This window comes from Ruminococcus sp. B05, from assembly GCF_003628495.1.
GTDB lineage: Bacteria > Bacillota > Clostridia > Lachnospirales > Lachnospiraceae > Schaedlerella > Schaedlerella hominis.
Genome location: NZ_RBZR01000030.1, coordinates 20,773 through 33,525, shown reverse-complemented (window position 1 = coordinate 33,525; position 12,753 = coordinate 20,773). Strand labels below are relative to the sequence as shown.

Here is a 12,753-nt window from a genome sequence, read left to right as displayed (position 1 = left end):
GTTGGGGACGGGGTTTAATGGCTCTTTTGGTCAAGCCAAAAGAGCCATTAAACCCCGTCCCCAACTGGCACCCCAACCCCCAATGGTTCACTAACCCCCTCCCCAATACTTGAATTTTTGTTGATAACTGGATATAATACTCTTTGATTTTATAATTATTTAGGAGAACACAGATATGAATAGTAGGTCTAACACACAAGCGATGGAAACTGAAAAAATACCACGTCTTTTGGCACAGCTTGCAATTCCGGCTGTTGTTGCGCAAATTATTAACCTTTTATATAACATTGTAGACCGCATCTACATTGGACACATTTCAGGCGTTGGTGCCGCAGCTTTAACCGGAGTCGGATTATTTACCCCAATCCTTATGTTGATCAATGCATTTGCCATGCTTGCCGGTTCCGGTGGTGCCCCACGTGCTGCAATTTCAATGGGAAAGAAGGATAACAAAACAGCTGAACAAATTCTGGGAAACTGTTTCGCACTTCTGGTTCTTATGTCCATAATCCTTACCATAATTTTCTTTATTTTAGCACCAAAACTTCTGACTTTATTTGGAGCGAGTGCAAAAACACTCCCTTATGCTGTAGCATATGCGAGAATTTATATTCTTGGAAGCATTTTTGTCTTAATTGTTCTTGGAATGAATCCCTTTATCACAACACAGGGATTTGCCAAAATCAGCATGCTCACAACAATAATCGGTGCCGTAATCAATATCATTCTCGACCCGATTTTTATTTTCGTATTTAATCTCGGAGTAAGAGGAGCTGCAATCGCCACTGTTTTAAGTCAGGCAGTCGGAGCAATATGGATTCTTAGATTCTTATCTGGGGAAAAGACGATTTTACATCTGAAGAAAGAAAATTTTAGATTACAAAAAAATATTATTTTACCTTGTCTTGCACTTGGTGTTTCCACATTTGTCATGCTGTCCACAGAAAGTATCCTTTCGATCAGCTTTACTTCCAGCCTTTCAAGATACGGCGGAGATATTGCTGTTGGTGCCATGACAATTATTACAAGCATCAGTCAGCTTGCCACCTTACCACTTCAGGGAATTTGTCAGGGTGGTCAGCCAATCATGAGTTACAACTTTGGTGCCGGAAATAAAGACCGCGTCAAGAAAGCCTTTTTTACACAATTTAAAGTATGTGCAATATTTACAACCCTTTTCTGTATTATTGTAACTGCATTTCCAAGACTCTTTGCCGGAATTTTTTCTAATAATACAGAATTAATCACTTATACTGCATGGGCTTTAAGAATTTATATGGCCGGAATCTTTTCCCTCGGTTTTCAAGTCTGCTGCCAGCAAAGTTTTATGGCCCTTGGGCAGGCAAAGGTCAGTCTGTTGCTTGCCTGTTTAAGAAAACTGATTTTATTGATTCCTCTAATCTTTATCCTGCCACTTTTTATTCAGAATAAAGTATTTGCAGTCTTTCTGGCTGAACCGATCAGCGATATACTTGCTGCGATAATCACAACAATAACTTTCTTAAGCCGGTTCAATAAAATACTAGATAAAGAATAAACCTTTTGGGATGGAAGGTTGGGGACGGGAGTTAGAACCATTTGGGGACGGAGTTTAGTGGCTTTTTTGCTCGCAAAAAAGCCACTAAACTCCGTCCCCAACCGGCCCTGTTATTTACTTTTTCTTCTTAATATCAGCACACTAATCACTCCTGCTGCAATCACTGCTATTATATAAAGCATCGGTCTGGCTTCATCTCCTGTGACTGCCGCCTTCCAGTTCTTCAGCTTATTCATCGGAGTCTTCTCCCCTGAGTCCTTTCCCTTTCCACTGCCTGTAGTTCCTTTATTCGGATCTTTATCCTTATCTGGATTTTTTCCCGGATCTTTATCTTTGTCCTGGTCTTTGTTTTCTCCGCCGCTGGTATCTTCGGCTGTCTCAATGACCAGTGTCAGATCTTCACAGACTTCTTCCAGTGTCAGATATCCGTCCTTGAACTGTTCCGTAACATCTTCCCCATTCAGAAGCAGCCTTGAAACCTTCCATCCTTTCTCCGGTGTGATCTGAATCTTCGGCTTGGCAAAACGATCTACAACAAAGTTATCCATGTTTCCATCGCTCTGGTCTTCTTCTCCTTCAATCACTACATCTGCATGACTTTTTTCTACACGAATATTATGCGAATCCGGTACAGCCGTACTTATGGTACTCTGGAAATTCGATGTGCTTCCTGCATCTGCTGCCAAAACGGACAGGGTTGTAAAATACATGGCAATAACTGTCGCAGCTATAATCAGAATGGTCGCAATTAGTGCAGTTGTCACTCTGACTTTTCTGTTTTCCACACTTCCTGACGAAATTCCTTTTATTTCCCTCATGAAATCCCCCCTTACTTCTTTTTGTCTACATAGGATATGGTAAATGTTACCGTATCTGAGTACTGTCCGGCCACCGCCTTCTTCCAGTCTTCTTTTTTAATCGCGATAGTAAGAGGTGTCTCTTCCCCGGCTTTTGTATACTGCGCTGATGTAAATGGGTGGCTTCCCGCCTCGTCCCCAGCCAAAATCTGATAAGGAATTATTGCTTTTGAATTGTTGGAATTCTTCAAGTTAAAATCAGCTAACAGTGACACCTGGATACATTTTCCATCCTCAATCTGCACCTGATCTACCACAATTTTTCCATATGGAACTTCTGTCTCATTGAGCTGCATACTTGTATCTACCGGTATTGTAACCTGGTAAGCAGGATCCACATGATAGGTGACCGTTGAACTTCCTGCCGTCTGAGTGGTTGCTGCATAGGCTGGCTTTTCCACACAGGTAAACAGCACCGGAGTCAATAGTGCGAAAAAAATTCGTGTTCTGATACTTCTCTTTTTCATCGTTCTCCCCTCCTGTTACTGTGCAATTAATGTAGTCTCTACATTTGCCCCGTTCATGGCAGAACCATCCGTGAGTGATGCTGTCGTAATCTTGATAGTCGCCGGATATTCTCCCGCTGCAAGTGCCTTTTCTAATGTCACCTCTGTAATTGCCTTCCCCGGTTCTACCATCTTTGATGTGTAGATGGTCTCACCTGTGTCGTTAAGCACGATTTCAAATGTAAAGTAACACGGGTTTCCTTCCGGATTCATCAGGTTCATCTGCACGTCTTTTTTGTCTGCCTCAATCGTAATGGACGGATAACCCGGTATCCGGATTCCTGTCGGCTTTTCCCCGGTATCGTCTGCCGTCTGGGTCTTCGCATTTGGATCCAGATCCGGCGTAAAAGCCGAATCTGAACCTCCTTTCAATTTCATGAAACAAATCAGTCCTGCAATGATGACCGCACACAGACAGATGATAATGATAATAAATATTTTATTTTTTCCTGTATGTTCTTTCATCTGTTTCCTCCTACTCAAATGTAATATCTACATTCAGATTGCTGAGATCATATCGATCCGGTCCTATTCCATGTGCATCAAATTCCAGCGTCAGACTGTCCACATCAATCTTGCTTCCGGTCGTAAGTGTATATTCACAGGTAATCGTTTTACCGTTTTTCTTCTTCAGATCCTCCGTATTTTTCTTCCACTCTGTGTGATCCTTATTATCGGATTTCGTATGGTAGGAAATTCTCAGATCTGAATAACCATCTTTTACCATTTTAATCTTGTAACTAATCCTAATCCTCATCTTTGAATAATTCTGATGTACTGCATTATAGGAAATATTCTTCATATTCAAATGATATCTTGCCGGATTCAGTCCACTGTCTCCGGTTGTCTTTACAGAAGTCTGATTACCGTCTACATAATAAGTAAATCTGGTATACTCATGTTTATCTGTCACACGATATGTATTGCCGGAATTTGATGGTCTGTAAGAATATTTTTGGTTCGCTTTCCAGCTTGCGTATAAGGTAATATCTTTCGTGTCCTGAAGCTGCAGCTCTTTCGTACTCATGTCAAATGCTGTGTTGGCTCCTTCTTTTTTCCAGCCTTTGAACTCCCAGCCGTAACGTGTCGGATCTGATGGGAACTGGTATTTATCACCGTATTTGGTCTTTCTAACTGTCTTCGCTCTTCCGTCACCATAGTCAAATGTAACATTGTACACATTTGCCTCCCATTCCGGATAGAGTGTCACAACACCGCCGTTTACATCGGTCAGCTTTGACACCTTCTGCCGGTCAGAGTAATAAGTTTTCTTGCCCTTCTTATCCACGGTGTACCATCTCTTAAAGGAGTGGCCTTTGCAGGTGAATCCGCATTTTGGAAGTATTACATTTTCCGTGTAATTGACCGTCTTTGCTGCCATTGAGCCTTTTGCCTCCGTACCGCTTAAGATAAATGTAATCTGATATGTATTCTCTCTCCAGTTCGCCTTATATGTCCGGTTATCTGTAGAACCCTGTTTTACAGACACATTGTCACTTACTCCTGTAATTTGGGTTCCGCTCCAACCAGTAAATGTGTATCCTGCCCGGACTGGATTTTTCAGTTTGAATACAGTGGTATCCACGTTGTAAGTCGTCGGATTCTTCTCCCCGGACTTCATGCTTCCGCCATTTAAGTCATAAGTAATCTGGTATGTCTCCTGCTCCCATATTGCTGTGTAAATATGACTTTCGGCCGGCATAGTCGTCGGAAGCTTGTCCACTTTCTTACCATTCTCACTCCAGTTTTTGAAAATGTATCCTTTTCTTGTCGGATTTTCTGGTGCATTTATCTTGTCGCCGTAATTTCCTTTGATTGGTGAAACAGACGTTCCTTCTCCCGTCTTGAACTGAAGGGTATATTCCATCTTCAGCCACTGTGCTTTATAAGTCAGATCTTTATCCGGAACCGTCATTTCCACCTCTTCGTCCCAGCCAAGGAACTGGTATCCGGTTCTTGTCGGTGCTTTCGGCACTGTGATATTCGCGCCATAGCGTCCGGTCACGACAATCTTACTGTCGACCTCACCCTTTTCTGCAACGAATGTTCCGGAATCTGCGTCAAATGTGACTGTATGTACATTTCTCTTATAGTAGTACTTCACTGTCGTCTGTCCGTCTCCGGAAATGGTCACTTTCTCTGTCTTTGGTTCCTCGAAGCCTTTATATTTCATGATCTCTGGTGTCACTTCGCTATCCGCAGCCGCCCGTGCATGACTGCTTTCTTTCAGCGTATAACCGTCACCTTGTACATTTTGCTGATAATGTTCTACTACATAGTTGACGATGTTTGCTTCCCATTTTGCATAGAGTGTCAGATCCTGATCCGGCATATTCGCTTTGTACTCTTTCGTACATTTTTCATCTGTATACCAGCCTGTAAATGCATAACCGGCTCTTGTCGGCTTCGGTATGGACATTTCATATCTTGCTTCTACCGTCTTATCTGTCTTACCATCGTAGTTCTTAAGCGTCAGCGTATGCACATTTCTTGTGTAACGGTAAATGACCGTTGTTCTTCCATCACCTTCGACTGTCACCTGCTGTTTCTCCGGTGCTGTAAATCCATCAAAGTTCTTTACTTCCGGTGTGACAACCGTATCCGTATCAGCGTTGAAGTTCTCCTGTGCTCCCAGCGAATATCCGTCATCATTGGCATTTTGCAGACAATGCTTGACTGTGTAGTTTACACTCTGCACATCCCATTTTGCATAAAGTGTGATGTCACGTGCCGGAACCACTCCGTCAAATGCTTTTGTAAACTCTGCGTCTGTATACCAGCCTGCAAATGCATAACCGGCACGATATGGTTTTTCCTCCCATTTCTCACCATATGCAAGTTCTTTTGTCTCGCTGTCATTACCGTTATTGTAATAGATCGTTACCTGATGACGGTCACGCGTATATTTGTAATCTACATATGTGATCTCGCCATCATCTACTACATCATAGCTAACCGGCTTTGGTGCTGTAAATCCTTCATACGCTTTTACTGCCAGCGTCAGATGTTCTCCTGTTTTAGCTGTGACATTTTCTGTCTCTGCCAGATCATACTGCTCTGAATTGTCAATGGACTGTTGATAATGTCTCACCTGATAAGTCTTCATTCCGGCTTCCCATTTTGCATAGAGTGTCAGGTCATGTGCCGGCATGGTCGTCTGTACGTACGGCTGTGTCAGTGCTTCGTCCGTGTACCAGCCTGCAAATGCATAGCCTGTTTGCGACGGAGTATTTGTAATATCTGCCTCATAGCGAACTTCTGAAGTCTTGTTATCTTCTCCATTATTCAGGACATAAGTCAGATTGTAGCTGTTCCGCGTATAGTAATACCAGATATCCGGTCCGCCCCAGCCATTTACCTGTTCTGTTTTGGCCTCCGGCGAAGTAAATCCTTCATACTGTTTTGGCTGCGGAGTCACTTCTGATTCTGTCAGTCCGCTTAATACTTCTTCGTCCGTCAGACCAAAGTAAGAACCATCTACAGATTCTTTATAATGATAGACGGTATAGTTGCTCATCACCGGTGTCTGTTTTGCATAGAGCGTCAGATCTTTGTCCGGCATGGTTCCATCGAATCGATTGTTGAAATCTTTATCTGTATACCAGCCTTCAAAGCGATATCCATCCCGGATTGCTACTTCTGTAATCGCCGCACCAAATGGCATTCCGAATCCTTCCATATTATTTTCATCGACCCCGCGGTCTACCAGTTTCAGCTTATGGATATTTCTCGCATACTTGTATTCAATAACTGTGTTGCCGTTTCCGTCCACTACCACGGTCTGTGTTTCCGGTGAAGTAAAGCCTTCGTAACGCTTCACGTCCGGCGTCACTTTATCTTCCGGATATGCCGCAAAGACTTCCTCTTCATATAAGATATATGGATCTTCTTCCTCAACCGGTTTATCTAAGTCCGGATACTCTTCTTTATCTCCACCCGGGTTTTCTTCTTCTGCATCTGGCAATTTTTCCATCAGATGCCGGACTGTATAGTTAACTTTCTGCTTCTCCCATTTTGCATAGACCGTCATATCTTTTGCCGGCATCGTCTGGCCAAATGCGTTCTCACATGCCTCGTCTGTATACCAGCCTTCAAATACATAGCCTTTTCTTGTCGGCATCGGTGATGCAATCTTGTCACCATATCTTGCCGTCACTTCTGTCTGGTCTGATTCTCCGCCTTTTGCATCAAAGGTCAGTTTGTACTCATTCAGATCATAGTACACTTTCAATACAAGACTGCCATCTGCTTTGATCGTTCCCTTCGGCAGTTCACCTTTTAAGTGATAGACTTTCTCGTCAAAATCTGCTGCTTTTGCTGTGACTTTCTCTCCCATCTGTCCGGTCAGAGCCGCAGTCTCGCTTAAGCTGTATCCGCTGTTATCTGTATTCTGCACGTAGTATTTCACGGTATAAGTAATGCCTTCCAGTGCTTTCCATTTTGCAATGTAGGTCTTGTTCTCAGATGGAACTTCCTTTGGAACCTCAGTGCCTTCTTCGTCCTCCCAGCCAAGGAATTCATATCCCGGTCTGTAGACTGCCGGTGTCGGCATCATGGTTCCATATCGGTAATTTCCGTCTGCGATCACTTCTGTCTCAGTTCCATTCTCCGTCTCTTTTTCGGACTTGAATGTCTGTGTATATTTATTTCTTGCATAATAGTAATTGATGACCAGACTGCCGTCTGCTTTTACAGTCTCCGTAAGCTGCGGCGGTGTTACAAATCCCGTACGCTCTTTTGGAACCGGGCTTACTTTCTCTTGCGTCCTGCCACTCATTTTCACCGGAGTCTGTGCTTCATAGGTTCCATTCGTTCCTTCTATATAATCTACGACTGTATAACCCACATCGGCTGCTTCCCATTTTGCATAGACAAGTCTGTCTTCTTCCGGCATGGTTTCCGGAATGGTGTATGGAATGGTGAGATCCATGTCCTCATACCAGCCGGCAAATGTGTATCCGAGTCTTACCGGATCTTCCGGTTTCTTGATTCCGGCATTATATTTTCCGGTAATTGCATCGACGAAAGATCCGCCATTACTCTGGAATGCAATATAGTAACCATCTCGCAGGCGGTCCCAGTGAAGCTTGATCTTTCTTGCACACGGCTTCGTATTGAAGGTACCTTCCTGGTTTTTCCATGTAATGATCATCTCGCCATCCTGCTCCGGCTCATCACCTGGATTTACACGGATAATATTGGTCGCCGGATCATACGTAAACGCACTGTTCGTCATGGAAATGTTGAAATACTTTGTATCATCTTCGTAAATCTTCTCGTAATATTTTCCGTCGTCCAGTCCGGTCTTCATGTCCATATATTGCATCTTGAAATATTCATCCGGAATCTGAACCGACTGAATCTCCCGCTTCATATTAATCTCGGCAATCTTATCCTGGGTATAAGCAAAATCCAGTACATTTTCCAGAACACCTACCCTATAAAGCGGCCACTCGTTCTCGTAAAGTGTCGGATTATAGGTAAATGCATTGGACAGTGCCTGTGCCTCGAACTTCACTTCCAGATAAATACCAATTTCCAGATACATAGCTCCCATAGCACGGCTGCTTCGTCCTGCCGATGCCGTATACTTCAATTCGTAGTAGAGGTAACCCCAGACCTGTGCATAACCGCCCACATCCGCCGAGATACCAACACTGGCGATGGACGTTGATAATAATCCCACACGCACCGTCAGTCTCACACCGGCTTTGATGCCAAGAGTTCCCATAGCATATGCCGTAAATTCATACTGCTCCTCTACCAGATCTATCGTATCATTGGTCGCCGTCCGCTCTTTGACTCGTACACAGAAGACATACTCTTTCGCATTCTTATACCAGTACGTCATTCCGATGGAAATGTTCACATTTGCGGAAACAACGAATTCCAGCTTCACCTGAATGTCGATGATCAAAAGCACACGGAAATGCTGGTCTACCAGCGGACGCTTGTAGATTTCCACCCAGTCTGCCTCGTCTGCCAGAAGTTCCGAGTACCTCTCTGCCAGAGACTTGGATACGGATATTTCATCTCCGCCACTGACGAGACCTGATGCAGAATTTAGATAATCCTCGCCATTCTCCATCATATTCTTCAGCTCTTCGGTAATCTTGTTGACACCTTTTCGTAATTTCGAACTGGAATCAGATACCGGGTTTCCGGTTTCTGCAGTCTTGAAGTTGACATTCAGTCCGATTCCTGTGTATTCATATAATTCCAGAGATGCCGTTACGCGATAATCTGCAATGTACGGAATAAATCCCCATGTTTTCCACACGGCTGAACCGTCCACATCGATGGATACTCGCACTTCCTGTTCAAATGTCGCTGTGATCATGATCTCGATGTCTGCGCCCCGGTTCACATGAATCGTAATCGGCACGCCAATCTCCAGTGCAAGCCTTAGTCCACTCACATCTCCGTCAAAATGTTTCAGTGTCGTGCCGAGATTTGCTTTTACAGTCGGTACTCCTAATTCCACACGGGAACCGCCTGCCCCACCTGCGGCTCTTGCCTTTCTCAACTGACCATAGCTTTGGCTCTGAATCATGATATCTGCATTCATATCTTCCTTGAGAGATTCCTGAAGCTCCTCAAAAGATTCTGTCTCCATTGCCGCATCAGCAACTCTTTCTGCAACTTCTGATGCAAATCCGCTGTCTACTGCCTGTGTCTCAATATCCTCTTCCAGCGCCTGCACATCTGTATCTTCCAGAAGCTCCTCACCTTCTACATTTTCCTTCTGATACACGTCCATAGTCTGACGCATATCTTCTTCGCTCACAGGAATATAGCTTACTATATATTTGTCTCCAGATAACAGCACGCTCGTAATCTCTCCATAGAGAGACACAGCTCCGCTTCCATTCTCTCCCATTGTACCTGTGTAAATTGCCAGATAATCGCCCTCATCTATGGTTGTCTCACTATCCAGATCCATAGCCTGGCTCATAGCATCATCACCAAAGGTCAGGTCACTGACATTAATCGTTACACTGTTATTATCCGGGTCACCATCCTGATCTTTGTCCATAGAAAGCGGCAGCACATCCGGCATAAAGAGCACATCTTCCGGTCTGGAGCCGCGATATGTATACTTGTCCCCGTCCGCTCCTGTAATCTCGATAAATGACACATCACTGTTGTCACCAGAGGACATATCCATGGTCGGGATCACATCACTGGAATAAATTGCGACCTGGTCGCCGACTTCTAACTGCTTCTTATAAGTAAATGTTCCGGTCGTGTCACTGCCTTCTTCGGTCAGGGAACCGTCTGTTCCAATCGTCATTGCCGCGATTGAGACTTCCTCTACTTTCTTTCCATTTACAGTCAGATTGGACAGCTCTTTCTTGTGAATATACTTAATCTCTTTATTTAACTCTACATTTTTGACTTCTTCGCGGTAGACCGTAAAATCATAGACACGGATCGTCGGGTCAAATCCTGTAAAATATAATGCCTTTTCCTGAAGCTCCAACTTATAGGCCGCCCCCGGTGTCCATCCGTTCGGATTACTGATCGTAAATGTATGGTCTGCTCCTTCGGTCACATCTACCGTAACCATTTCGGAAGAATCTGTCACGTTTTTTATCGTGAAATTTTTCCGCACCTGGTCAGGCGTCATAGCAGCACTTGTATCCGTCACCGGAATCGTAAAATCTGTTGCCACATCATTTGCTCTGGCATAAGTCGCTATGGACACTTCTTCCATCGGCTGGTTGTCTGCGTAGGAAGCATACAGTGTCACATCACTCAAAAGACGATCCTTACTGTCCACATATCTGGTGCATGCTTCATCGTAACACCAGCCAAGAAATGTACTGGACTTTTTCACCGGTGCCGGCAGATCCTTCAGAATAGTTCCTGCCTGGTACTGCTCTTCTGTTATTGTGAGCATCTGATCTGCCTGCTGCGGATTCTTCTTCGTGATAGTTCCGCCATTTGTCTCATATTTAATGTTGTACGTTGTATCTTGAAATGCAATATCAAAAGTCAGGTGATCTGTATAATCACCCGTATAGTTCGGTTTGTCCAGAATGTTGCAGTCATATTCCTGCTGCTTATGGCTCTCATCTTTCGTAAGACTTGCGACAACCGAACCATTTTCCAGTGCCGAACCACTCTGCGGATTTCTCAGTTCATATGCAAGACTATGTAAACCACTCTTTAATTTCCAGTCATTTTCAGACTGGACTGTCACACTCACATAATCCTTGTCATATAATCCACCTGCATCCGCTTTTATCGTAAACTTATCCCCATTCGCATTGACCTTCTGTGGAATATCCACATAATAGTAACGTTCCGTCCATTTTGCATAGAGGACAACGCTGCCAGTATGATCAGCCGTACTAAGCAAATTAACCGGTTCCCCGTTAAACTCCTCATTATCATACCAGCCGGCAAACTCATATCCTGCTTTTGTGATCTTCTCTGCTCCCGGAAGTTCTGTCACCGGATCGTCGTAATTAGACGGAGCCGTGTATCCTTCCACAAACGCTCCTCCATTTTTCTTATAGTCAATGCTGGTTTCCTTCAGCACATTCGAACCCTGAGACGTTCCTTCCTCCGAATGCACAACCGGATTCTGCGTATTCGCATCTTCAGCAAATGCTGTGACCGGCACCGATGTTGCAAGCAGTGCCGCACTCAAAATCATACTGATCAGACGTTTCTTCATATGTATTATCCCTCCTCATTTTTTTCTCAAAAATAAGTGTCTATACATATTGTATCAAAAAAAATACAATCCGCACATGCCCGTTGAAAGCAAAAAAAGTGCCTATTTTACAATTTCTCTGTAAAACAGACACTTTCCATATCATATTATTGATTTACAAAATCTTTAATCTTATCACGTTTATCAATCTGTAGTTTTTCCAGAATTCCGGAGACATAGTGCTTCACCGTATTCACAGACAGTCCCAGATGTTCTGCGATTTCCTTGTTCGTCCAATCCCTGCACGCCAGCATGGCTATGGAAAATTCCAGCGGAGTCAAAAGATCCGTCACTGCCTTTTGCGTCTTGGGATTGTGAATCTTCATCCAACCACGGCTAAATGCAAGTACACCATCCGCCAGCTTCTTGTACATTTCCGGCTCTTTTCTCCTTATACAGACTTCCAAAGTCCCCTGAAGCAGACCATGATACTCGATGAATGGTTCCATGAGTTTGTCCGGTCTTGCCCTCTCCCATGCCCGGGTCACCGTCTGAATTGCTTCTTCTTGTTCTTTCAGATTAATCTGACACATTGCCTGTACGCACCCCAGATAAATCATGGAAATCGGATAAACTCCGTCTGCCATCAGAAATGCACCCTGTACAACACCTTTTGCCTTTGCATAATCCTGTCTCAGATAAATCTCATGTGCTAAAAGACTCACTGCAAATAATCGTTGTCCAATTGGAAGATACGGAATGTACTGCTGAAGTGGTGGGGTTCCTTTCTCCGGCGGTATATGAAGAAATGTGCTGATTACATAAAATGCGAACAGACATGCTGCCTTTACATTCACAGGCGCGTCCTCCTGCATTGCCCATGTCAGACACTGATGCACATCTTCCCTTGTATGCTGTGCTGCCTGAGGATCTCCAAGTGTAAGATTCGCAAATATATAAAGCATATCCGCCGATAGCCGGAGCATCACATCATCATGATCCAGATAATCTTTTACCATCTCCACACATTTTTCTGCCTGAGCTGAGAAGAAATAATATTCTCCCTGTGCAATCTGCGCCAGTTCCTTATCTTCTATTTTTTCAATTGCTTCTGCTGCCTTTCCCGGTTGAAATGCACTTCCAACCAAAGGAAGGATGACTCTGTCAGATGTTTTCATTTCTTTCACC

At 43.9% G+C, this 12,753-nt stretch carries 6 protein-coding genes; 1 reads left to right on the top strand and 5 read right to left on the bottom strand.

The annotated features are described in order from the left end of the window. Nucleotides 1–175 precede the first annotated feature (175 nt). Entirely contained in the window at nucleotides 176–1,537 is a 1,362-nt protein-coding gene (locus D8Q48_RS15035) for an MATE family efflux transporter (protein ID WP_121057077.1), read from the top strand. 110 nt (nucleotides 1,538–1,647) lie between these two features. On the opposite strand, the gene D8Q48_RS15030 is transcribed toward D8Q48_RS15035, so the two are convergent. From D8Q48_RS15030 to D8Q48_RS15005, 5 genes are all read right to left on the bottom strand, one after another. Further along, the gene (locus D8Q48_RS15030; protein ID WP_121057076.1) at nucleotides 1,648–2,355 is read right to left on the bottom strand and encodes a hypothetical protein; all 708 of its coding nucleotides are present in this window, start codon (nucleotides 2,353–2,355) and stop codon (nucleotides 1,648–1,650) included. An 11-nt stretch (nucleotides 2,356–2,366) separates the two neighbouring features. Beyond that, complete coding sequence (locus D8Q48_RS15025) at nucleotides 2,367–2,861, bottom strand: hypothetical protein (protein WP_121057074.1); 495 nt, start codon at nucleotides 2,859–2,861, stop codon at nucleotides 2,367–2,369. 15 nt (nucleotides 2,862–2,876) lie between these two features. Next, entirely contained in the window at nucleotides 2,877–3,365 is a 489-nt protein-coding gene (locus D8Q48_RS17305; RefSeq protein WP_172697003.1) for a hypothetical protein, read from the bottom strand. A gap of 10 nt (nucleotides 3,366–3,375) precedes the next feature. Beyond that, nucleotides 3,376–11,586: an InlB B-repeat-containing protein gene (locus tag D8Q48_RS15010; protein WP_121057072.1), complete on the bottom strand. Its 8,211-nt coding sequence runs from the start codon at nucleotides 11,584–11,586 to the stop codon at nucleotides 3,376–3,378. A gap of 146 nt (nucleotides 11,587–11,732) precedes the next feature. Continuing rightward, nucleotides 11,733–12,743, bottom strand: a complete 1,011-nt coding sequence (locus D8Q48_RS15005) for a LuxR C-terminal-related transcriptional regulator (protein ID WP_118689182.1) — start codon at nucleotides 12,741–12,743, stop codon at nucleotides 11,733–11,735. Nucleotides 12,744–12,753: the final 10 nt, after the last annotated feature.

Excerpts from the sequence above, each read along its gene's own strand:
- D8Q48_RS15035 (WP_121057077.1), top strand. The coding sequence starts at position 176 with ATGAATAGTAGGTCTAACACACAAGCGATGGAAACTGAAAAAATACCA.
- D8Q48_RS15030 (WP_121057076.1), bottom strand. The coding sequence starts at position 2,355 with ATGAGGGAAATAAAAGGAATTTCGTCAGGAAGTGTGGAAAACAGAAAA.
- D8Q48_RS15025 (WP_121057074.1), bottom strand. The coding sequence starts at position 2,861 with ATGAAAAAGAGAAGTATCAGAACACGAATTTTTTTCGCACTATTGACT.
- D8Q48_RS17305 (WP_172697003.1), bottom strand. The coding sequence starts at position 3,365 with ATGAAAGAACATACAGGAAAAAATAAAATATTTATTATCATTATCATC.
- D8Q48_RS15010 (WP_121057072.1), bottom strand. The coding sequence starts at position 11,586 with ATGAAGAAACGTCTGATCAGTATGATTTTGAGTGCGGCACTGCTTGCA.
- D8Q48_RS15005 (WP_118689182.1), bottom strand. The coding sequence starts at position 12,743 with ATGAAAACATCTGACAGAGTCATCCTTCCTTTGGTTGGAAGTGCATTT.